The following is a 24,139-nucleotide window of genomic DNA, read 5'->3' on the forward strand; positions in this document are numbered from 1 at the left end:
TAATGTATGAGTTTCATGGTTTTTACAACTTGAAAGTAGGCAAGTTTTCTAGGCATTAAAAATGATAGAAAGCATTTTCGAAGTGCTCTAAACTTTCGGTTTTTTGATTTTTTAATATGGCAATAATATCAAAACGAACTTCAACATCGAGTTCATTTGAAATTATATATTCGTTTGCAGCTTTCACCAAGTTTTTAATCTTTCCCGGAGTAACAAAACTCTGAGGGTCGCCAAAAAAGTCGCTATTTCTAGTTTTAACCTCAACAATTACAACGGTATCTTCTTCTTTTTGGGCGATAATGTCAATTTCAGCTTTGTCAAAAAAGAAATTACGACGTAGAATTTTGTAGCCGTTTTTTATTAAGTATTGAGCGGCTATTTCTTCCCCTATTTTTCCGAGTTCATTGTGATTGGCCATAATACGCTAAAATTACTGAAAAATTAAAATTCAAGTTTCAACTTTTAAAATTTCATTTAGCAATTTAAAAGATGATTTTTTTAACCTCAGCTATTTGTTTTTATTCTGCAAATTAGCCCACAACTATTCTCTGCCTACAAACAATGTTATTATATCTGATTTATTTGCGGAATTCCTAACTAATAATTTGAGTTTCACGCTTTTTCCTTCATCCTCATATGTACCCCAAGGTATACTCGCTCCCCAAAATCCCTCTGGATTTATTTTTTCGCGAATCGGAGTCCAATCTTGAATCAATCTATTGTTTTGATCAACCCTAAACATCTTTACTTCTACTGTACGTCCTGCTGGACCTTCGCCGTAAAGTTTTACTTCGGGCATATGTCCTTCAGTGTTTCCCGATACACTCTCTCCTAAAACATAAAAGTTGGAATTTGGATATTGTTGTGAGATATGAGGAAAGATAATAGCAAACTCTTTACTTGGTGGTCCTTTTTTAGTTGGAGGAATCTGTTCTCCGGTAATAGGATCGATGCGGCCGTGTATCACTCGTTGCCGTTTTGGAACTATTTTTCTGTTATCAGGATTAACCACCATAATTTGATTAGTATCTGCTAATTTTTTATTAGAAGGAGTGGTAGTTTTCTGGTTTGTAGCATCTTTTGTTTTCGTTCTCTTGGTTATTTGTGAATATAGTGGTGTAGCCAAAAGTAAACATAATAGCGTAGCTAGAAATAATAATTTAGTTTTCATAACTGTTTTCTATATTGGTTAGTAATGTATGGATCAAACACTTAAAAAAATATTTTCATAGCATATAAAACACTATGGATTTTTAAGTTGTTTTAAAAATACAAAACTATTCAACAGAATGTCAAAGGTTTATGCGGTTTGGGGGGTTTTAATGAGTGTAAGACGCTTATGAGTTAGAATCTGACCAAATAAGAAAATCTGCAATTGAATTTGAATACCAATTAACATAGTGTAAGTGTCTTTAAATTAATATTCACAAACTCAAGTATCTCATTTTTTTAAGATTAAAACATTGAAATTTTGAGTAATAAATAGTGATGTCCGTTCGAGGGCAGTCGAGAACTTGAAAATCTTGATTATAAAAAGGTTTCGACTGCGCTCAACCTGACAACGGACTTGAATTTTTTAAAAGTTCAAAATCACCTGATCGTTTTCAGAGATCAATTTAACTTCCCTCCCAAAAATCAACGCTTGATTATCTTTAATATGCCCAGCGGGAAAGTTGAAAAATACAGGATAATTATAATCCTTAACTGCGTCTAATATAATCTCTTCAGCAGTTTTTCCAAATGGAATTGTATTATCGTGCATATCTGTCATTCCGCCAACAATCAATGCTTTCAAATTTTTAAATACTCCATTTCTTTTCAAATTCATCATCATTCTATCAATGTGATATAGGTATTCATCTAAGTCTTCAATAAAAAGAATTTTGCCATCAGTATTTATTGCTGAACTACTTCCGCAGAGCGAATAAAGCACAGAAAGATTTCCGCCAACTATTTTGCTTTGAATCGAGCTTAGCTGCTGTTTTTGTTGAAAAGTTTTATTGTAAGTATTAACATTAAAAGCGATTGAATATTCTTGCTCAAATAAAACCTTCCGAATTGATTCTCTTGCTTCCTCAGTTTTATTTTCGATATCTAAGCACATTTGTGCGTGTAAGGTTTCAATTCCTAAATTGTGAATGTGCGAGTGTAATACGGTAACATCACTATAGCCAATAATCCATTTTGAATCTTTTTGAAATGCTGAAAAATCTAACATATCAATCATTTTAACGGTACCATAACCACCTCTGGCACACCAAATGGCTTTGATGTTTGGATTGTCGAGCATTTGCTGAAAATCTTCGGCTCTTAATTCTTCATTCCCAGCAAATTGATTTTCTTCGGCTCCAATAGTTTTTCCTAAAACAGCCTTTAATCCCCAGCTTTCTAAAATTTTAAGTGCTGGTTGTAATTCTTCTTTTTTAAGTTTTCGAGCGGTAGATACTATCGCAATTGTATCACCTTTTTGAAGTGTATTTGGTGTTATCATGAATCGATTTAAAACCACAAATTACTACATTTATATGTACTTTTGTACTTTCAAAAAAAATTATGGAACAAAACCCAAATAGGTATACAATTACCGCAGCCTTACCATACACAAACGGTCCCGTTCATATCGGCCATTTAGCAGGTGTTTATGTGCCAGCTGATATTTATGCACGCTACCAAAGACTTCAAAACAAAGACGTCGCATTTATTTGCGGTAGTGATGAACACGGAGTGCCAATTACAATAAAAGCAAAAAAAGAAGGAATTACGCCTCAACAAGTAGTGGATAAATACCACGGAATCATCAAAAAAAGCTTTGAGGAATTCGGGATTTCTTTTGATAACTATTCGCGTACTTCTGCTGAAATTCACCATAAAACCGCTTCAGATTTTTTCAAAAAACTATATGAAGACGGCAAATTCACCGAAGAAGTTACCGAGCAATTATACGATGAAGAAGCTAATCAGTTTCTTGCAGACAGATATATTACAGGAACTTGCCCTAAATGTGGGAATGAGGAAGCCTATGGCGATCAATGTGAAAAATGTGGCTCTAGTTTAAACGCTACAGATTTAATCAATCCGAAAAGTGCAATTTCAGGAAATGTGCCTGTATTAAAAGAGACAAAGCACTGGTTTTTACCGTTGAATGAATATGAAGATTTTCTAAAACAGTGGATTCTAGTAGACCATAAAAAAGATTGGAAGACTAACGTTTACGGACAGTGTAAAAGTTGGATAGACGATGGCTTACGTCCTCGCGCGGTAACTCGTGATTTGGATTGGGGAATTCCTGTGCCAGTAGAAGGAGCAGACGGAAAAGTACTTTACGTTTGGTTTGATGCGCCTATCGGCTATATTTCAGCAACCAAAGAATGGGCAGCACGCGAAAACAAAAATTGGGAAGATTATTGGAAGGACGATAAAACCAAAATGCTTCACTTTATTGGAAAGGACAATATCGTTTTCCACTGTATTATTTTTCCAGCGATGTTAAAAGCGGAAGGAAGTTACATTCTTCCTGAAAACGTTCCGGCAAACGAATTTTTAAACCTTGAAGGAAATAAAATTTCAACTAGTAAAAACTGGGCAGTTTGGTTACACGAGTATTTAGAAGATTTTCCAAATCAGCAAGACGTGTTGCGTTACACTTTAACAGCAAACGCACCTGAGACAAAAGATAACGATTTTACTTGGGCAGATTTCCAAACTCGTAACAACAGTGAGTTGGTTGCCATTTTCGGAAACTTCATTAACCGAGTAATGGTTTTAACCGATAAATATTACGGAGGAATAGTTCCAGAACCATCAACTTTTTCTGAGATTGACGAGCAGACGTTAAATGAATTAAAAGCATATCCTGCTGTAATTGCAAGTTCGTTGGAGCGTTACCGTTTCCGCGAAGCTCAAGCGGAGATGATGAATTTAGCTCGTTTAGGAAATAAGTATTTAGCCGACGAAGAACCTTGGAAGACGTTCAAAACTGATGAAGAGCGCACCAAAACAGTAATGTATGTTGCATTGCAGATAGCTTCTGCTTTGGCTGTTTTAAGCGAACCGTTTTTACCATTTACTTCAGATAAATTGAAAAACATGCTTAATGTCACCCTGAGCCCTTCGACTTCGCTCAGGACAGGCTCCGTCGAAGGGTCTATTAAATGGAACGACGTTTCAACAAAATCAGAACTTATAAAACCTGGTCATAAAATAAATAAGGCCGAATTGCTATTTAGCAAAATTGAAGACGAACAAATTCAAGCCCAATTAGATAAACTACAAGCCAGTAAAAAGATGAATGAATCGACAAGCTCAGCACAGGCTGCTGACAATAAAAAAGTAGAGCCACAGAAAGAAACAATTCAATTTGAAGATTTTATGAAACTCGATATGCGAGTGGGTACAATCATTGAAGCCGAAAAAATGCCGAAAGCAGATAAACTTTTGGTTTTAAAAGTTGACACAGGAATTGACGTCCGCACTATTGTTTCCGGTATTGCTCAAAGCTTTAATGCGGAAGAGATTATTGGTAAAAAAGTTACTGTTTTGGTAAATCTAGCACCAAGAAAACTTCGCGGAGTGGAAAGTCAAGGAATGATTTTGATGACAGAAGACGCCGATGGAAAATTAGTTTTTATGAATCCTGATACTAGTGGAGTTGAAAATGGGGCGACGATAAACTAAGTAAGAAAATTTCTTTGCTATCTGATATTACTCTTGTAGGACTTTATTATCGGAATTTTCTAGAAGTAAAAGGTTCACCTTTTGTTTCATAATGATGCCCTTTTAATACTAGAATTGTTTATTTCTTTATTAAGATCTAAATTTATAGTCTAGCATTGAAAGGGCGTTATTTTTTAACGAAGGAAGGGTTACCCATCGTTATTAAAGGAATGCTGAAACTGAAGCCTGAAAGCGTTAAATCCTAATTATTATGGGTCAATCTCTCGTTCAAAATTACGTCCATATCGTATTCAGCACCAAGCTTCGACAACCGCTGATATTCCCTCCAGTAGAAGCGGAACTTCATAGCTATCTCGGTGGTATCTGTAACAAACTCGATTCTCAAGTAATAAAAGTAGGTGGTTACACAGATCACGTACATATTCTATGCAAACTCACTAAAAAAATTGCCTTAATGAAATTGGTAGAATTATTAAAATCGAATTCTTCCAAATGGATAAAAACAAAGGGAGTAGCTTATAAAAACTTTTATTGGCAGGATGGTTATGGTGCGTTTTCGGTAAATCCTGCGCAAGTAGAAGTAGTGGTTGCCTACATTTCTAATCAGCATGAACGTCATTCTAAAAGAACATTTAAGGCTGAATTTCGAGCATTTTTAAAAAAGTATAAAGTTGATTATGACGAGAAGTATGTTTGGGATTAGCACGGCTAGCCTAATTTGGACTTGTAATTTGATATGTCGCCCTTTCAGGGCTTGACTCACGGCTCTGTGTTTACTTCACGAGGGACTCTGCCCCTCGATAATATTTTTAACCCCTATAGGGCTTAGCCGGAATGCGCTCCAAAATGAGGAAACTTGTCCTTTTTATGTTTTGAATATTTAATTGGAATTGACTCAGCCCTGAAAGGGCTTAATACCAAAATGATGTGGCATAGCCCATCAATACAAAGAGCCAGAAAGGTCTAAAGCCCCGGAGGGGTGATATCTAAATTCAGAAAATCACTTGTAGTATTAAATAATATTAGAAAGTTAGAAGCCTAATATTGCTTGCAGATTCTTTATTTTTGGTGAAAATACGAAAAGCAAAACTAAGTGAACTTGATAAGCGCAATTACCTCCCAAACCCAACTTCCTCGTAAGAGCGTAGAGAACACCATCAAGCTTTTGAATGAAGACTGTACTATTCCCTTCATTTCGCGTTACCGAAAAGAATTGACGGGTAATCTCGATGAGGTTCAGATTGGTGATATTGTAAGGTTTAAAGAACAATTTGAGGCCCTTGAAAAACGAAAATCTGCTATCCTAAAAACTTTGGAAGAGCAGGACGTTCTTACGGCTGAACTTCAGAAAAAAATTGAAGAGGCTGCAGATTTAATTACTTTAGAAGATTTGTATTTGCCGTACAAAAAGAAGCGCAAAACCAAAGCAGACACAGCTCGCGAAAATGGTTTAGAACCATTGGCAAAAATTATAATGGCGCAAACTCGTAGTATATCAAGCTCAGAAATTTCTTCGCTTGCTTCAAAGTATGTAAAGGGTGATGTGAATTCCGAAGGCGATGCTTTGGAAGGTGCGCGCCATATTATTGCTGAATGGATTAACGAGCGTACCGATATCCGCAATATGCTTCGTAATCAATTGGAACGCTACGCGACGATTTCAACAAAAGTTGTAAAGAAGTTTGAAGATGATGAAAGGGCGCAGAAATTCCGTGATTATTTTGATTGGAACGAACCTTTAAATCGAATTCCATCGCATAGATTACTAGCAATTCTACGCGCAACTTCGGAAGGATTTATTCGAAATAAAGTTGAAATCGACGATGAAATTGCACTTTCAAAAATTGAAAGTCGAATAGTAAAATCGAATGACGCGGCTTCAATACAAATAAAAATGGCGATTGAAGATAGTTATAAACGCTTATTGTTTCCAGCGCTTTCTAATGAAGCATTATCTGCCGCAACAGAAAGAGCTGATGAAACTGCAATCAACGTTTTCGCTAAAAATTTAAAGCAATTATTACTTGGTTCGCCTTTGGGTGAAAAACGTGTTTTAGCTATTGACCCTGGATTTAGAACGGGTTGTAAAGTTGTATGCCTCGACGCTCAAGGTGGATTACAGCACAATGAAACCATTTATCCACACGCTCCAAAAAACGACATAAAAGGAGCAATGAAAAAAATTAGTTCCCTTGCCGATGCTCATAAAGTTGAAGCAATTGCAATTGGAAACGGAACAGCGTCACGAGAGACAGAGCAATTTATTAAGCGCATTCAGTTTAAAAATCCAATGCAGGTTTTTGTTGTGAGTGAAGCAGGAGCTTCTATTTATTCAGCTTCCAAAATAGCTCGTGATGAATTTCCTAATTACGACGTAACCGTTCGTGGTGCGGTTTCTATCGGGCGACGCTTGCAAGATCCACTTGCTGAACTTGTAAAAATTGATGCAAAATCTATCGGAGTAGGCCAGTATCAGCACGATGTAGATCAAACGAAACTGAAAAGTTCATTGGATACTACTGTGGAATTATGTGTAAATGCGGTAGGTGTAAATATAAATACTGCTAGTGTTCCTTTACTGAGCTACGTTTCGGGAATCGGTCAGAAATTAGCTGAAAACGTTGTGAATTATCGCGAAGAAAACGGTGCTTTTACATCTCGTAAAGATATAATGAAAGTCCCTCGGTTAGGTGGAAAAGCTTTTGAACAAGCAGCGGGATTTCTTCGAATTAAAAATGATAAAAATCCTTTAGACGATTCTTCTGTGCATCCTGAAAGTTATTCGGTAGTTTCAAAAATGGCTAAGGATGAAGGAATAAATATATCAGATTTGATAGGAAATAAATCCCTTCTTCAGAAAATAAAACTAGAAAAATACGTCACCGATAAAGTTGGACTTCCTACTTTAAAAGATATTATTAAAGAATTAGAAAAACCGGGATTAGACATTCGCGAAGAAGCGAAAGTGTTTACTTTTAATCAAAATATAAAGTCCATCACCGATTTACAAGAAGGGCAGTTGTTGCCGGGAATCGTAAATAATATTACAAATTTTGGTTGCTTTGTAGATATAGGAATCAAAGAAAGTGGTTTAATTCACGTTTCAAATCTGGCAGATACATTTGTTTCCGACGTTAGTGAGTATGTTCATTTACATCAACAAATTATCGTAAAAGTGCTTGATGTAGATGTAGAAAGAAAGCGAATTCAGCTTAAACTTCACAAGTAATTAATTTTACGTTAAATTTTAAATTCTTCAACTTATAAACAGACTTTTATCGGTTTATATAGACTAATTTTGCCGGCTTTATTAATACCTTCAACTTTACTTTTATGACAAAGCCTAGAATTGCCCTTGTCATAGGAATCATTTGTATTTCTATTTTCCCAATTTTGGTGAAGCTTAAATTGTCGCCTCCTATAATCTCTGCTTTTTATAGAATGGCAATTGCGGCATCTGTATTAGTTCCATTTGCAATATTTTCAGGAAAATTAAAAGTTCCTTCTGTAAAAATGCTTCTATTAACTGTGCTTTGCGGATTTATATTTGCACTTGACGTTACTGTTTGGAATATCGCAATACAGCAATCTACAGCTACACAAGCAACGTTGCTTACAAATCTTTCCCCAGTTTGGGTAGGGATAGGTGCGTTTTTCTTTTTGAAGAATAAGCCGACTCGGAATTTCTGGATAGGCACTTTAATTGCCATTATGGGGATGATAACCTTAGTAGGATTTCACTTTTTTGTGAATTTAGACTTTGATCTTGCATTTGTATTTGCAATACTCTCAGGTGTATTTTATGCAGTATACATGTTGGTGAGCAAATTTGTACTTTATGAAGTAGAAGTTGTTCCATTTATTACAATAAGCACAATTAGCTCTGCCGTGTTTTTAGGGGTGTTAAGTTTTATAATGAATGAACCTTTTACCGGATTTACCGAAATGGGTTGGTTATCGCTTTTAGTTCAAGGTCTAGTATGTCAATTAGCAGCGTGGCTACTTTTGGGCTATGCCACCAAACACATGCGTGCTACAAGAGTATCCGTAAGTTTATTAGGTCAGGCTGTATTAACGACACTTTTTGCGTGGATGTTTATTAATGAAGAAATTACTTTTCAAATGATTATTGGTGGAATAATTCTTCTTTTCGGAATACGTATAACATTCTATACTAAGAAGATTCCTATCATTGGTAAAGAAATAAAAAACCCTGAAACTATCTAAAATAGCGTTTTAGACAAAATATTATTCAATGATGAAAATTGCATTTCATCCCTTATTTAGCTATCCCTTGCCAAAGGGGCATCGATTTCCGATGGAAAAATATGAGCTTCTGCCGAAACAATTACTTCACGAAGGAACTTGTAAAGCTGAAGACTTTTTTGAGCCATCTATGCCTTCTAAAGAGGATGTTTTAGCCGTTCATACTGAAGAATATTATAATAGCTTGATAAACCTATCTCTCGACAGAAGGGCTGCTAGAAAAATAGGTTTTCCTTTGTCTGAAGAGTTTATTAAACGGGAGCAACTAATAGCACAAGGAACTATTGACGGCAGTGAATATGCTTTAAAATACGGAATTTCATTAAGTATTGCTGGCGGAACCCATCACGCATATACCGACCACGGGGAAGGGTTTTGTATGCTGCACGATCAAGCTATTGCAGCTAGATATCTTCAGAAAAAAGGATTAGCAAAAAAAATATTGATTGTAGATTTGGATGTACATCAAGGAAATGGTACTGCTGAAATTTTTCAGAATGATGATTCGGTGTTTACTTTTTCAATGCACGGAGCCGGAAATTATCCATTTAAAAAGGAAAAAAGCGATTTAGATATCGCCGTGGCTGATGGAAGTGGTGATGAAGTTTATCTTAGAATTTTAAAAAATACTTTACCAAGATTGATTGATGAACAGCGTCCTGATTTTATCTTTTATTTAAGTGGTGTTGATATTTTAGAATCGGATAAATTAGGAAGGTTAAATTGCACTATTAACGGCTGTAAAGAGAGAGATCGGTATGTTTTGCAGATGTGTAAAGATTTAAAAATACCTTTACAAGTAAGTATGGGAGGAGGATATTCACCTGATATAAAAACGATAATTGAAGCTCACGCAAATACTTTTAGATTAGCACAAGAAATTTATATTTAATCTGAAAACATTATAAGTACAAGGCCATTTTTATTTTCCAATAAGGTATTTTCTCTTTAAAGTATTCGAAATAAGGCTTTAAAGCATCAGGATTTTCAAGTTCATCTTTTGCTTTTTTAATTTTCTGGATTTCTTCTGAAGAAATGAATAGGGAAAGGTCAATGTCTGCACCAGATTTGTGTGATTTGATAAAGTGACCATAAACGGAATCTTCAGAAAGTCCGCGTCTACTCGCGATTTCTGAAGGAGAAAGATTCTCTTCTACAAACATTTTATAGCTGCGTTCGTGAGTTGGTAATTTACTTTCTAAACTATCTAAATGCCGATTAATAATTTTAAGAAATTCATCTGCATATTTCTCAAGTTTAGCTTCTCCAACACCAGATACTTCGGCAAATTCTTCTCGATTTCTCGGTTTCTTATGTTCCATATCTTCTAAACTGGCATCGCTAAAAATTATATAGGCAGGCATCTTTGCTTCTTGTGCCAATTTAGAACGAAGAGTTCTCAGTTTCTCAAAAAGATCGGCTCTTATTCTTGATGTTTTTTCTGCTTTTACTTTTTCTACTTCTTTAACAACATTTGCTAATTGTACCTGTTTCCCTTCAAAAAGAACTTGTTTAGCAAGCGGAGTTAGCAGCAGTCTGCCGTTTTCGTGAAAGTGAATTTGTAGTATTCCTTGATTTAATAGTTGGATAGTGTATTGCTGCAAGTCTCTCCACGCGATATCTTTTGCAACACCAAAGGTTTTGATGTTTTGATACCCTTTATCATATACTTGAGCATTTTGTGCGCCACGCAGTACATCTAGAACCATCCCCATAGCTTCTTGTTCTTTTAAACGTGCTACTGCAGAGCATATTTTTTGTGCAATTAAGGTTCCGTCAAAGTACTTTGGTGGGGTTTTACAGATATCGCAATTGCCACAATCTTCAATGATATGCTCTCCAAAATACCCTAGAAGTGCTTTTCTTCTGCAACTTAAAGCTTCAGCAAATTGCTGCATTCGTTCTAATTTTGCTAATTGATAAGCTTCAGTTTCGGTGCCTTCAGCAAATTTTCGAAGCATAATAACATCGGCAAAACTGTAAAAAAGTAGGGTGTGTGCTGCTAATCCGTCGCGACCACTTCGTCCTATCTCTTGGTAATAGCCTTCAATATTTTTAGGCATATTATAGTGAATAACCCACCGTACATTACTTTTGTCTATTCCCATTCCAAAAGCAATAGTTGCAACAATAATAGGGGAGCGATCATTTAAAAAGTTATCTTGAACGCTATTGCGTTCTTCCGAACTGAGCCCTGCATGGTAAGCTTCAGCTTTATAACCCTTTGCTTTAAGTGTTGCGGCAAGTTTTTCTGTACTTTTTCTACTTAAACAATAAATTATACCACTCTGCTTACCTCTTTTGGCAAGAAAATTAAAAATCTGCTTATTTCTGTTTTGCCCCGGACGTACGTCAATATAAAGGTTAGGTCTGTCAAAAGACGCGATAAATTTATTGGCATTAGGAATAGCGAGTTGTGTTGCAATATCTACTTGTGTAGGTCTATCGGCTGTTGCCGTTAGCGCAATTAGAGGAACCTCTGGAAACTGTTGTTTTAAACTTTTGAGTCGGGTATACGCAGGTCGAAAATCGTGACCCCAACTTGAAATACAATGCGCTTCGTCTACAGCAAAAAGACTAATTTTTATAGTACTCAACAAATAGTTGAGTAAGGGTAGACTTTCTGGTGCTACGTATAACAGCTTTAAAATTCCGTTTTGTAAATCTTTTAAAACCTCTTGCTGCTCTTCCTGAGGCTGAGAGCTATTAAAGACATTAGCCGAAATTCCATTCGCTTTTAATGCATCTACTTGATCTTTCATCAATGCGATTAAAGGCGAAATTACAATTGCAGTTCCTTCAATTGCTAAAGCTGGAAGTTGATAACATAATGATTTACCTCCCCCAGTAGGCATAATAGCAATAGTATCGTTTTGGTTTAAAACACTATTGATGATTTTTTCCTGATTGGGAAGAAATTCATCGTATCCAAAATGAGATTTTAGTAAGGATAGTATGTGGGTTTGCTGGGGATCTGTAGTGGAATGCATGATGGTAAAACTAATAATAATTTTGCGTTAATCCCGACCCTTCGGTACAATCCCAATAAAATGCCTAAAAGCAATTTATCGGAACCACTCAGGGACCTCTTTTTTGGAATTAGTTTTGAGAAGAAAACACTAAATTTAAACATCTTTCCCCTCGGCTCCGCTCGGGGATCGATTTTTGTAGAAAGAATGGTGAGAATTATTTTGACAAATAGCTAATCTATGCATCTTCTCATAATTTTTCATTAAGAGAGCTACTTTCTTCTTACGGCTCCAATTTTGTATTTGTTTCTCTCGTTGAAATGCCAAATCAATTCTAGCAAACTTTTCAAAATAATATAATTCTATTAGTAGTCTTTTAATGGTATAATTAGCTCCAAGACCTGCTTGAGGCTCTAAAATTCTTTTCTTCAAATTGACTGTACTACCTGGTAGTAGGTGTCATCACTACATTTCAGTATATACATATATCCAATTGCCATGATTATAAATAATTTGAAATTATAAAATAAAACAACCCTCTGCTCCGCTTGTCGACAGTGAATATATTCTAGTGTACGAGCGGAGCCGAGGATTTACTTATTACTTACTCAACATAAGCAATTCATTACACATAACTTCTGTAATGTAGTGTTTGTTACCTTCTTTGTCTTCCCAAGATCGGTTGGTAAGTTTACCTTCTATAGCGATTTCTTGGCCTTTTGTTACATAGTTCTCAACTACGTTAACGAGTCCTCCTCTTACAACGATGTTATGCCAGTAAGCACGTTCCACCTTGTTACCATCTTTGTCTTTGTAACTGTCATCTGTGGCCATTGAAAATTTAGCCATTTTATTGCCATCGGCAAATGTTACAATTTCTGGGTCTTGCCCCAATCTTCCAATCAACTGTACTTTGTTTCTAAGTGCGTTCATGATTTCTAATTTTTTTGCCTGAGGTAAATTACAGGCGAGTTAAACAATTGATACTATCGAACATCATCTTATTCGACAGTACAAACATATATCGACATTCAAATGCTAGTCGGTATTTACACACTTACTATCGTTTATAGTTGCTTACAAGCATTTGTAAACGGGTATTTGATATTTAAAATGTTTTTGTTTTTGAGTGAGGAAATGATGAAAACCCTTTTATAACAGGTGTTTACAACGGCTGAGTCTTACTAGATGTAAGTTTGATTTCAAAAGGTTCATAAAATTTGGATTTAATGTCTTTAACAAAAAAGATTTCATAATTACTGCTAGTTTCAATTTACAGAATACTCATTGAGAACAACAGTATACTCATTTAACATTGATTTCTAGTGATTTAACCTATACTTTTCGGCCTTAATTAAACCAAAATTAACAATTATGAGAAAAATTATTTTACCATTAACGATGTGTTTCATTGCCAGTTTCGGTATTATGAATGCACAAAGCAATTTAAAAAGTTCGTCCATAGAGACGAATCAATCACAGCAGTCTGCAGTGTTACCCGCTGCTTTTTATGAAACCTCTACTTCTCCAATCGGTGAATCCCCAAGAGGAGTTGAAAACTCTAGTATTTCTATTGATTTGCAAAACACCAAAATCGCCAATTTTGGTTCTTACGGTCCAGCCGCTAGACCTGATGGAACTGAGGAATTTGGTGAAAACCTTATCTACACTAGTGGTCCATTTATAAATGATGCTCCAGACTTAAGTATTTTGGAGAATGTAACTAATGGCATGGATTTATTTGGATTTGGGGTTAATTATAACAACAGCCAAAGTTTAGCGGAAAGTTTTGTATTACACGATGGTTTTGACATTTCCAAAATTGATGTCTATGCATATCAAACAGGAACCTTACCCCCTTCTATTACAGCAATGTATGTTCAAATTTGGAATGGAGATCCAAGTGGTGGAGGTTCAGTAGTTTGGGGAGATTTATCTACAAATGTTTTAGAGACTGTCGTAGATTCTGGCGTATATAGAGTTTTAGAAGATGACCAATCTAATACCGATAGAAAAATCCAAAAGATAACCGCTAGTATTAATGGTTTAACCTTATCACCGGGGACATATTGGGTAGAATACAGTTTAGAGGGATCAGGTAGTTCTGGGCCATGGGCACCTCCAATTTCCGTGTTGGGAGAAACTATTACAGGAGATGCACTTCAAAAAACATCTTCGGGATGGCAAGCGGTTATTGACGCCGGGGTTAATGAACCACAAGGAATGCCAATTCAGATTTATGGAACTATAAATCTTCAAGGAAGTTGTGCAGAGTTAAATCCACCATACGATTGGTTATTTGAAGATGCTTTAAACATAACTACAGGTAGTGCATACACTGTAGCCAATGACTTAACCTTAGAAGCAAACGAAAGCTTTTCACTTGAGCATATATCCGCATATATGTTTTCAGAGTGGCCAATAAGTGAGGTAGATGTAACTTATTATGAAGACAACAATGGTTTTCCAGGTAATGTAATTGGATCAGAAAACGCAATAACTCTTAACAATGTTAACGCAGTAGGATCTTCTCATGTGTCTATTCACAATGTTTATAAAGTTGATATGACAGTTGATGCATTTGAATTTACAGGGGATGTCAATAATTCAAAAAAATATTGGATTGGATTATCCGCAAAAAGTTCAAATAATACTAATGTTTATTGGGGTATAACTTCAGGGAATTTAGTTGGTAATTCGGCAGCTCAAAATGAAAATGGCGTATGGGGTATTTGGGATAATGATTACGATGGCCTTTACACTTGGTATGGTGACTGTAGCCCTGTTTTAAGTGTTGATGACAATGAGTTTACTCAATTTAGTGTTTATCCAAATCCTGCCAATAATATTTTAAACTTAGAATCTGCTCAAAATATTGATTCTGTTACCTTGTTTAATCTATTAGGGCAAAAGCTATTGTCTAAAGATGTAAACAATACTTCTGCAGAATTAAATATTTCTAATCTTCAAGTTGGAACTTATATCCTACAAACCACTATTGAAGGACAAGTGAATACACAAAAGATTATTAAGCAGTAAATCGATTGTTTAATGTTAAAAAGAAAGCCATTCTCAATCGAGAATGGCTTTCCTATTTAATTTGTTAAAAAGAGTTTACCAAGTTTGCCCTTTGAGTTCCAATGCAGCTCTTAAAATATCACTTTGACTTATTTGCCCAGCTAGCTTTCCATTTTCTAAAATTGGAAATCTGCGGTGTTTTGATTCCAAAAACTTATTGGCGGCATCAAGTACATTCATTTCGCCATCAATAGTTTCAACATTTTTAATCATATGAAGTTCTACTTTCACGTCTTCCATAGGGTGGTTGTGATACCTAGCATCACTAAGTTCTTTTAAACAGTCACCTTCAGATATAATTCCTACCAACTCATTGTTGTCGTTAATAACAGGACCACCTGAAATTCCTCTCTTTACAAGTACTTCAACTACTTCTATTATCGATTGCTCAGGTTTGAATGTTATCAGGTTTCGTGTCATATAATCAGACACTTTAATTTTTTCCGAAGCGTTCTGAGGCTTTGCTCTTTTCCCTGTAAAACTTTTAATTCCCATAATATCAGTTTTTTGCGACTTTGTAATATAAGTAAAATTTTAAAATAAATAAAGGGTCTTAATTAACTAATACTTTGTTTTTATATGTAAGTAAGGTCTTTTTAAGTTTTATTTTTGAAAGAATAGAGGAAGTTTGATATAACACAGTCTTTTTTAGTCAAACGCAACTAATTTATTTTTTATTTTAAAAAATACTTTTAGCTTTGCCTAAAAATTAAAATAATGAAGACTAAAATATTTTTATTTGCTCCTCTAATTTCTATTCCTTTATTGTACTCATGTGAAGCATTAGCTCCACAGGAACCTGAAGAGTATGAACTGCTCGATGGTCCAGTTGAGAACTTAAACCAAGCTGAATCTATACGATTTATAGAGGGAGATAAGGCATTTAACGATCAAATATTTACCATAGAAACAGGACTGGGACCTATTTTTACCGGTACTAGCTGTGTGAGTTGTCATGCTGGCGATGGAAAAGGGCATCCGTTTGTATCGTTTACTCGTTTTGGGCAGGATTTGCCCGGGATAAATAATTTTTTAGATCAAGGGGCTCCCCAATTACAAAATAGGGCAATTCCAGGCTACAAACCTGAAATCTTACCTTCAGGGGCCCCACACGCCGAATTTCTAGCACCCATTGTTACGGGTCTTGGATTTCTCGATGCTGTATCAGATGAAGATTTATTGGCAATGGCAGATCCCGACGATTTAGATGGCGATGGTATAAGTGGTAGAGTTCATTGGAACGATAGACCTGATTATGTTAAGGACCGACCTGGAACCATATCTAAAAACGGAAAATATATTACACGATTTGGAAAAAAAGCAAATGTTTACGACTTGCTTCACCAAACTGCCGATGCCTATAATCAAGATATAGGAATAAACTCTTATTATGAACCCTATGATACTTATAGTGGGGATAAGGTTCAACCCGAGATTGATAGAAAAACGATTAACGATGTAGTGTTTTATTTAAAAACGCTTAAAGCACCTATTCCTCGGAATCAAGATAACCCAGAGGTTGTAGCTGGAAAAGCACTATTTGAAAACACACAATGTACTGCTTGTCATAAACCCACGCTAAGAACTTCTTATTCACCAATTACAGCTATTTCTTATCAGGAATTTCACCCTTACACCGATATGCTTTTGCACGATATGGGTCCCGAGCTAGATGACGGTTACACTGAAGGATATGCGCTTTCTTCCGAATGGAGAACTGCACCTCTGTGGGGAATTGGGCTTTCCAAAGATTCACAAGGTGGTGAATATTATTTAATGCACGACGGGAGAGCTAGAAGTATTGAAGAAGCAATTTTACTTCATGGAGGTGAAGCTGAAAACGCTAAAAATAAATATCAAAACTTAAGTCAACAAGAAAAAAGTCAACTTATAAAATTTATAGAATCCCTGTAAATATGAACAGAAAACAATTTTTAAAAACCTGTGGGGTCGCTTTGGTAGGTTTACCTTTTGCCTCTGCCATTTTAACTTCTTGTCAGAGTATTTACTATGCTTCTTTTAAAACTTTTAAAAACAAAATAGTAGTACCTCTTTCTGAATTTGAAATTGCAAAAAAAACAAGTACGACCTATAGAGATTTCGTTATGGTGAACACTACTTCCCAAGATTTTCCAATTTGTGTATATAGAACAGAAGAGAAGAATTATATCGCCTCATTAATGAAATGTACGCATCGAGGGTGCGAATTAAACGTAGGCGGAGGTATGTATAGCTGCCCTTGCCACGGTAGTGAATTTGATACAAAAGGAAAGGTGTTAGAAGGACCGGCAGATCAAGATCTAAAAACATTTAAAACAACAATTGATGATGAAAATATATACATCGAACTATTTTAAAATAGGGCTATACTTACTAATTTTTTTCTATATGGAAACTGCGTTAGCTCAGGAAGAAAAATCGGGTATCGAGCAATCGGTACAGGAAAGTCAATTAAATATGGATGCAGTTTTTAGCAGGCCGTCGCTTAGCTTCGAGAAAGTTCCAGTAGCTTTAGGAGGATATTTAGAAGCTAATACGATGCATCGAATAGAAGAAGGAATCACCGACGGACTGTCTTTTCAAGCCAGAAGGTTGACAATTTTTTTGGCGGCTTCAATTTCAGAAAGAATTAAATTTTTAACTGAAATTGAATTTGAAGACGGCGGGAAGGAAATAGCCATTGAATTTGCCGCACTCGATGTAGCCTTTCACCCAATGTTTAATTTTAGAGGTGGAATTGTTATGAACCCAATAGGCGCTTTTAATGAAAATCACGATGGTCCTAAATGGGAGTTTGTTGAACGCCCTGATGTAGCAGTAAATATGCTCGCGGCCACCCAATCTAACGCAGGATTTGGAGTTTATGGTAAAACGTATTCTGGAAATTGGATTTTTGGTTACGAAGCTTACCTCACTAATGGATTTAACAGTAAAATTATTTCCAATGAGGAAGATAAAACTTATTTGCCCGCCTATAAAGATGGCGACAATTTATTCGAAGAAAATTTTAGCGGAAAAGCAATGTTTTCAGGAAAATTGGCAATTAAAAACAGAAAGATTGGAGAACTTGGTCTCTCGTATATGGGGGGAGCATACAACAAATTTGAAGAGGATGGTTTATCAGTAGAAGACAAAGCTCGGGTTAATGTTTTTGCGATAGATTGGAATACGTCAATTCAAGCTACCAATACGTATATAGTTGGAGAAGCAGCTTTCGTAAAAGTTGAAACACCAGAATCTTATACGCCACAATATGGCAATAAACAGCATGGTTTTTTTATAGATGTAGTCCAAGCAGTTTATAAAAATAAAATATTCGAGTGGGAAGATGCCACATTTAATCTTGCTGCGAGATTTGATTATGTAGATTGGAATGTCGGTAAATTTAAAGAAACAGACACTAATATTGGGGATCAACTTTTAGCTGTAACTCCAGGAATTAGCTTTAGACCAACGCCTAAAACAGTTTTTAGAATAAACTATCGTTACCAGTGGCAAAAGGATATTATTAACAATCCTGCCGAAAGGGCTGCTACATGGTATATGGGGTTTAGTAGTTACTTTTAGTCAGCAGGTGGCCGGTATTACTTAATTGGGTTGTGGTTTATTGGTTATTAGGTAAGTTGTTAATTCATTAAAGTTCTTATTTTTGTTAGTATTAAATTTATCTACGGTAAGTGAATTTAATATTTTAATAGAATTTTCAGCACCTCATTTCCCAAGTAGTATCGGGCATCACTGATTAAATTCCAAAAACTAAATTTATGAAACACTTCAATGCTTTTTTATCCTTGCTTCTTATCACAGCATTGGTTTTTTACAGTTTTTATGGATTAATGCCGAAGTATGATGGAGATGAAGTAAAATCGGCTACCGAATTTTCAGTAGATAGAGCGCTGATACCTCTTGAAAAAATCGCCAAAACCCCTCATTATTTAGGTTCACAAGGTCATGCAGACGTTCGAAAGTTTTTATTGTCTGAATTGCGAAAGTTGGGGATGGAACCTCATATTCAAGAAGGGTTTAGTTTAAATCCACAATCAAAAACACTTAATAAGCCCACTAATATTGCTGCTCGCATTAAGGGCGCTGAAGACGGAAAGGCACTTTTGCTGCTTTCGCATTACGACAGCGCGCTTGTGCCATCATTTGGTGCTAGCGATGCTGGTACGGGTTTAGTTGCTATCTTAGAGAGCGTACGCGCTTACCTTGCTTCTGGAAAAACACCAAAAAACGATATAATTATTCTTTTTACAGATGCTGAAGAAATTGGTTTGGACGGTGCCAAACTCTTTGTAAACGGACATCCCTGGGCTAAAAATGTAGGTTTAATATTGAATTTTGAAGCGCGTGGCACGAGTGGTCCGAGTAATATGATTTTGGAAACAAATGGAGGAAATTCTCAACTCGTAAAAGAATTTATCAAAGCGAATCCAGAGTTTCCTGTTGCCTCTTCCTTAATGTATAGCGTTTATAAAATGTTGCCAAATGATACCGACTCCACCATCTTTAGGGAAGATGGGGATATTGATAGTTTCTTTTTCGCTTTTATAGATAGCCACTTTAACTATCACACGGCAAATGACAATATGTATCACCTAGATTGGAATAGTTTGATGCATCAAGGCAGTTATTTACTGCCGTTAATCCATTATTTCGCCGATGCCGATCTTTCAAATATAAAGTCTGAAACGGATGATGTTTATTTAAATTTCCCTTTGGTGAAAATGATTAATTATCCATTTTCATGGATATTACCGATGCTAATTTTAGCTTTTTTGATATTTGTATTCTTAATTTTTTATGGTGTTAAAAGGGGAAGAATTTCAGGAAGAGCAATTGCCAAAGGATTTGTTCCCTTTTTAATATCATTAATTAGTTGCGGCCTCATTGGGTTTTTTGGATGGAAATTAATACTAGCACTCTATCCACAATATGCCGAAATTCAACAAGGATTTACATATAACGGGCATTGGTATATTGCATTTTTTGTATTGCTGTCATTGGCAATCGTATTTTCAGTCTATAAAAGGTATATTATTAAGTTCAATGAACCTTCAATTTATGTGGCTCCGTTATTTTTCTGGCTCTTGATTAATTTGGCGGTTTTTATCATCTTAAAGGGAGCCGCATTTTTTATTATTCCTGTTTTTTTTGGACTTCTTTCGTTTTTTGTAATGATACGTCAAGAACGACCAAATCTTTTAGCAATGGCATTTTTAGCGGTGCCTGCTATCTTTATTTTTGCACCTCTTATTCAGTTTTTTCCAGTTGGTTTAGGCTTAAAAATGCTTGTTATTAGTTGTGTGTTCACTGTATTACTCTTCGGGTTGATGCTTCCAGTTTTTGCGTATTACAAATGGAAGAACATAGTATCGGCACTGTGCTTTATACTGGCTATTTCTTTCTTTATCGTTGCGCATTCAAAAAGTGACTTTACTGAAGAAAGGAGAAAGCCAACCAGTCTTGTTTACTATAAAGATGCAGATAATGAAAAAACTTTCTGGCTTACTTACGACAAAGAAATTGACGAATGGACTGAACAATATCTTGGTAAAAATCCTAGTAATAATACTTTAAATTTAGCTGAGGTTCCCTATAGTAAATATGGTTTTAATTACAGTTACGCAGCTGAAGCTCCAAAGAAAAATATTGCAGATTTTGAGGTTGTTTTAGAAAATGACACTTTAATAAATAACCTTAGAAATGTTACGCTCGTAATTGTCCCTAAACGAAATGTCAATAAAATAGATTTGTATAGTGAAGAAAGTACATCATTTAATTCACTAGAATTTAATGGAAAAGAAATGCCTGTATCTAGTTTATCAAAAGACTATAGAGGAACCAAAAACCCTGCCCTTATCAATTACTATGTTTCTCCAAATGATTCATTAAAAGTTGAATTTTCTGTTGAAAAGGATGTTTCTGTTGGTTTTAAGGTAATGGAATATTCATTCGATTTAATGGATAACCCAAAATTCGACATAACCAAACGTCCTGATTATGCTATGCCTAAACCTTTCGTGATTACAGATGCGGTTGTGGTAAAGCGAACTTTTAATGTAGATTCATTAAAAAAGAAAACTGTAGATTCGCTTTTTATAAATCCTGAAATTATTTTAAATAATGAGTAAGACAATTGCCATAGCGGGTCTTGGTTGGTTAGGTCAGCCTTTAGCTTATCGTTTACACTTATTAGGTTATAAGGTGAAAGGCTCTGTTACAACTATGGAAAAAGCTACTTTATTACAGAAGAATGGAGTAGAGGCCTATCCTGTTGAAATTACAGATAGAGGAGTGCAGGGGTCTGTTAAAGCATTACTGAAGAATTCCGATTATTTAATAATTATGATACCTCCTGGATTAAGACGCAACACTGGCGCCGACTATGTACTTAAAATGGTGCATTTTCTAGAAGAGATAAAACAAACTGAGGTTGAAAAAATAATCTTGGTGAGTAGTACTTCGGTTTATGATGATAGCCAAGGAAAAGTAACTGAAAAGGACGAGCCACAACCAGAAACTATATCGGGCAAGCAATTAAGGCAGGTGGAGCAATTATTTGCAAATTCTAAGGGATTAAAAACTACTATTGTTCGTTTTGGTGGTTTGATAGGTGGTAGTAGACAGCCCGCAAAATATCTGGCAGGTCGTAAAGATTTGAATGATGGAGATGCCCCGGTTAATTTAATTCATCGTGACGACTGCATTAATATCTTAGTAAACATTATTAAGCAAGACGCTTTTGGAACTGTTTTTAATGCTGTAAATCCATACCATCCCAAAAAATCTGAATATTATATACAGAAAGCAAAAGAGCTAAGTTTGGAGCCACCTACATTTGCCGAAAGCAATGTGGATGAAAAATTTAAACAGGTCGATTCTGAGAATTTGAAAAAAGTTTTGGATTATGCTTTTAAAACTTCCATATAAAAAAAGGAGCCATTAAAGCTCCTTTTTTCAATTCAAAATATTTCGACTGCGCTCAATGAGACAGTTTATTAACTACCAAATACGCACTCTATCTTCTGGTGCAAGGTACATGCCATCTCCTTCTTTAATATCAAAGGCTTCGTAAAAAGCATCGATGTTTAATAAAGGTTGTGTAGCTCTTACCATTCCTGGAGAGTGTGGATCTGTTTTTACTTGGTTGCGTAGCGCCTCGTCTCGAGACATGGTGCGCCAAACAGTAGCCCAACTCATAAAGAAACGTTGTTCTGGAGTAAATCCGTCGATGTTATCAGGACGTCCATTTTCTTTAAAGAAACGCTGTAATCCGTCGTAAGCGCCTAACACACCTCCTAAATCCCCAATGTTTTCGCCTAAGGTAAACTTTCCGTTGATGTAAACACTGTCAAGAACTTCAATTTTACTGTACTGCTCAGCAAGTTTATCGCCGCGCTCAGTAAAGTTTTTAAGATCTGTTTCTGTCCACCAGTTTGCTAAGTTTCCATTAGCATCAAATCGCGATCCGCTATCGTCAAAAGCGTGGGAAATTTCGTGACCAATTACGGCACCAATTCCACCGTAATTAACAGCTTCATCTGCCTTGTAATCGTAGAAAGGTGGCTGAAGGATTGCAGCTGGGAAAACGATTTCGTTGTTGAATGGATTGAAATAAGCATTTACAGTTTGCGGGCTCATTCCCCATTCGGTACGATCTACAGGCTCGTCAATTTTAGAAAGATTATCTTTTAATCCCCAAGCTTGTACTGCAATCATATTGTCGTAATAGGTATTGCCTTCTTTTACTTGCATGTCTGAATAATCCTTCCATTTGTCTGGATATCCAACTTTTACAGTGAATTTGTCAAGCTTTTCGTTTGCTTTTACCTTAGTGCTATCGCTCATCCAAGTTAAAGCATTAATACGGTCTTTATACGCTGCAATTACATTTGCAATCATTTTTTCAGCTTTCTCTTTAGCTTCCGGTGGAAACATTTCATCTACGTAAAGCTTTCCTAAAGCTTCTCCAACACTTCCATTAACAGTTGAAAGTGCACGTTCATCTGCTGGCTTTTGTGTTTTAGTTCCGTTTAAAGTAGTAGCATAGAAATCGAAGTTAGCTTTTTCAATTTCTGTGGTTAACATTCCTGTAGCGTTGTTTAAAGTAGACCAACGCATTACCGTTTTCCAAGTATCAAAGTCTGGTTTAGCAAACATTTGTTTCAATGTTTCCATATACTTCGGTTGCATTACGATAACAGTATCCATTTCCTTTGTAATGCCCATTCCTTTAAAGGCTTCTTTCCACTGAAGCTGCGGAAGCATTTTTTGAAGTTCGTCTATACTACGTGGATTGTTGAAATTTCTAAAATCACGGCTTGCAACTTTATCCAATCTTGGCGTAGCAAGTTTTGTTTCAAAAGCAAGAATAGTTTCGGCTTGTTTACGGGCAGATTCTTCTGAATCACCTAAAAACTGAAGCATTCTTGTAATGTGATCTACATACTGCTCTCTAATTTTTACAGAAGCAGGATCGGTATTGGTGTAGAAATCACGATCTGGAAGCCCTAAACTACCTGGAGTGATATATGCAGAGTTCATCGAACTGTTGCTTGGGTTTGAAAAAGCTGCAAGTCCTAAAAATGGTTGTGAAACTTCTACAGCATTTTCACTCATTACTCTTTGAAAGTCTTCAATAGTATTTATAGAAGCAATTTTTTCAAGTGCCGGTTTTAATGGTTCGATTCCAGCTTTGTCTCTTGCCACAGTGTCAAGCTTTGTTTCGTAAATCATTAAAGCTTTTGCTTGGTCGGTTTTTGGAGCATATTTTCCGCTCTTTCTTGCTTTTTCCAAGATGTTAAGCATGTCTTTACTTGTCTTTTTACGAAGAATTGTAAATCCAGCCCAACTAGTTTCATCGTCTGGAATTTCGTTGTTCTTCATCCAGTTTCCGTTCACGTAGTTGTAAAAATCATCTTTTGGGTTCACGGTAGTGTCCATGTTTGCTAAGATAATTCCGTGTGGCTCAGTATCAGTTACCGCCACTTCGGTTTTTTCTTTACAAGCGGTTGTAGCAGCTGCGATTACCGCGAAAGCTACAACGGGTTTTAAAAATTTTGTTTTCATTTATATTGATTTTTGTTTTTAGCGGAAGATGCTTACTTGCATGTTAAGCAAGAACTGCCCATTGTTTTCATCTTCAATTG

The 24,139-nt window shown here is 35.8% G+C and carries 19 protein-coding genes; 11 read left to right on the forward strand and 8 right to left on the reverse strand.

Features of this window, described 5'->3' with window-relative positions; all coding sequences use genetic code 11:
• Nucleotides 1–55: 55 nt before the first annotated feature.
• The 3 genes from FHP04_RS02770 to FHP04_RS02780 all read right to left on the reverse strand — a co-directional run bounded on the left by FHP04_RS02770 (nt 56) and on the right by FHP04_RS02780 (nt 2,491).
• The gene (locus tag FHP04_RS02770; RefSeq protein WP_139854307.1) at nt 56–418 is read right to left on the reverse strand and encodes a YraN family protein; all 363 of its coding nucleotides are present in this window, start codon (nt 416–418) and stop codon (nt 56–58) included.
• A gap of 123 nt (nt 419–541) precedes the next feature.
• On the reverse strand, nt 542–1,171 hold the full coding sequence (locus FHP04_RS02775) for a hypothetical protein (protein WP_139854309.1): 630 nt from the start codon (nt 1,169–1,171) through the stop codon (nt 542–544).
• A 405-nt stretch (nt 1,172–1,576) separates the two neighbouring features.
• Complete coding sequence (locus FHP04_RS02780) at nt 1,577–2,491, reverse strand: S66 peptidase family protein (protein WP_139854311.1); 915 nt, start codon at nt 2,489–2,491, stop codon at nt 1,577–1,579.
• Between the two features lie 62 nt (nt 2,492–2,553).
• Here FHP04_RS02780 and metG point away from each other — a divergent pair, with 62 nt between their 5' ends.
• From metG to FHP04_RS02805, 5 genes are all read left to right on the forward strand, one after another.
• The gene (gene metG, locus FHP04_RS02785) at nt 2,554–4,674 is read left to right on the forward strand and encodes a methionine--tRNA ligase (protein WP_139854313.1); all 2,121 of its coding nucleotides are present in this window, start codon (nt 2,554–2,556) and stop codon (nt 4,672–4,674) included.
• Nucleotides 4,675–4,924: 250 nt separating this feature from the next.
• The gene (tnpA, locus tag FHP04_RS02790) at nt 4,925–5,377 is read left to right on the forward strand and encodes an IS200/IS605 family transposase (protein ID WP_139854315.1); all 453 of its coding nucleotides are present in this window, start codon (nt 4,925–4,927) and stop codon (nt 5,375–5,377) included.
• Nucleotides 5,378–5,773: 396 nt separating this feature from the next.
• Nucleotides 5,774–7,903 carry a Tex family protein gene (locus FHP04_RS02795; RefSeq protein ID WP_139854317.1) on the forward strand — a complete coding sequence of 710 codons (2,130 nt, stop codon included), beginning with the start codon at nt 5,774–5,776 and terminating at the stop codon, nt 7,901–7,903.
• Between the two features lie 104 nt (nt 7,904–8,007).
• Nucleotides 8,008–8,901, forward strand: a complete 894-nt coding sequence (locus FHP04_RS02800) for a DMT family transporter (protein ID WP_139854319.1) — start codon at nt 8,008–8,010, stop codon at nt 8,899–8,901.
• A gap of 28 nt (nt 8,902–8,929) precedes the next feature.
• Nucleotides 8,930–9,832: a histone deacetylase family protein gene (locus FHP04_RS02805; protein WP_139854321.1), complete on the forward strand. Its 903-nt coding sequence runs from the start codon at nt 8,930–8,932 to the stop codon at nt 9,830–9,832.
• 10 nt (nt 9,833–9,842) lie between these two features.
• On the opposite strand, the gene recQ is transcribed toward FHP04_RS02805, so the two are convergent.
• The 3 genes from recQ to FHP04_RS02820 all read right to left on the reverse strand — a co-directional run bounded on the left by recQ (nt 9,843) and on the right by FHP04_RS02820 (nt 12,842).
• Nucleotides 9,843–11,930, reverse strand: coding sequence for a DNA helicase RecQ (gene recQ / locus FHP04_RS02810; protein WP_139854323.1), 2,088 nt, complete (start codon nt 11,928–11,930; stop codon nt 9,843–9,845).
• 135 nt (nt 11,931–12,065) lie between these two features.
• Nucleotides 12,066–12,341: a GIY-YIG nuclease family protein gene (locus tag FHP04_RS02815; protein WP_246051383.1), complete on the reverse strand. Its 276-nt coding sequence runs from the start codon at nt 12,339–12,341 to the stop codon at nt 12,066–12,068.
• A gap of 168 nt (nt 12,342–12,509) precedes the next feature.
• Complete coding sequence (locus tag FHP04_RS02820) at nt 12,510–12,842, reverse strand: single-stranded DNA-binding protein (protein WP_139854325.1); 333 nt, start codon at nt 12,840–12,842, stop codon at nt 12,510–12,512.
• Between the two features lie 441 nt (nt 12,843–13,283).
• On the opposite strand from FHP04_RS02820, the gene FHP04_RS02825 reads away from it, so the two are divergent.
• Nucleotides 13,284–14,948: a T9SS type A sorting domain-containing protein gene (locus FHP04_RS02825; RefSeq protein ID WP_139854327.1), complete on the forward strand. Its 1,665-nt coding sequence runs from the start codon at nt 13,284–13,286 to the stop codon at nt 14,946–14,948.
• 75 nt (nt 14,949–15,023) lie between these two features.
• Here the strand turns inward: FHP04_RS02825 and FHP04_RS02830 are convergent, their stop codons facing one another.
• Complete coding sequence (locus FHP04_RS02830; RefSeq protein WP_139854329.1) at nt 15,024–15,482, reverse strand: CBS domain-containing protein; 459 nt, start codon at nt 15,480–15,482, stop codon at nt 15,024–15,026.
• A gap of 222 nt (nt 15,483–15,704) precedes the next feature.
• Here FHP04_RS02830 and FHP04_RS02835 point away from each other — a divergent pair, with 222 nt between their 5' ends.
• The 5 genes from FHP04_RS02835 to FHP04_RS02855 all read left to right on the forward strand — a co-directional run bounded on the left by FHP04_RS02835 (nt 15,705) and on the right by FHP04_RS02855 (nt 21,920).
• The gene (locus tag FHP04_RS02835; protein ID WP_139854331.1) at nt 15,705–16,901 is read left to right on the forward strand and encodes a di-heme oxidoredictase family protein; all 1,197 of its coding nucleotides are present in this window, start codon (nt 15,705–15,707) and stop codon (nt 16,899–16,901) included.
• Between the two features lie 2 nt (nt 16,902–16,903).
• The gene (locus FHP04_RS02840) at nt 16,904–17,344 is read left to right on the forward strand and encodes a QcrA and Rieske domain-containing protein (protein ID WP_139854333.1); all 441 of its coding nucleotides are present in this window, start codon (nt 16,904–16,906) and stop codon (nt 17,342–17,344) included.
• Nucleotides 17,345–17,375: 31 nt separating this feature from the next.
• Nucleotides 17,376–18,554 (forward strand): outer membrane beta-barrel protein, encoded by a 1,179-nt coding sequence (locus FHP04_RS02845; RefSeq protein WP_246051384.1) that lies wholly within the window; start codon nt 17,376–17,378, stop codon nt 18,552–18,554.
• Between the two features lie 197 nt (nt 18,555–18,751).
• Nucleotides 18,752–21,121, forward strand: a complete 2,370-nt coding sequence (locus FHP04_RS02850) for a M20/M25/M40 family metallo-hydrolase (RefSeq protein ID WP_139854335.1) — start codon at nt 18,752–18,754, stop codon at nt 21,119–21,121.
• On the forward strand, nt 21,114–21,920 hold the full coding sequence (locus FHP04_RS02855; protein ID WP_139854337.1) for an NAD(P)H-binding protein: 807 nt from the start codon (nt 21,114–21,116) through the stop codon (nt 21,918–21,920). Before FHP04_RS02850 ends, FHP04_RS02855 begins: the two co-directional genes overlap by 8 nt.
• Nucleotides 21,921–21,992: 72 nt before the next feature.
• Here the strand turns inward: FHP04_RS02855 and FHP04_RS02860 are convergent, their stop codons facing one another.
• Nucleotides 21,993–24,059, reverse strand: coding sequence for a M13 family metallopeptidase (locus FHP04_RS02860; protein WP_139854339.1), 2,067 nt, complete (start codon nt 24,057–24,059; stop codon nt 21,993–21,995).
• Between the last annotated feature and the right edge of the window lie 80 nt (nt 24,060–24,139).

This window comes from Aequorivita sinensis, from assembly GCF_006346335.1.
Lineage (GTDB): Bacteria > Bacteroidota > Bacteroidia > Flavobacteriales > Flavobacteriaceae > Aequorivita > Aequorivita sinensis.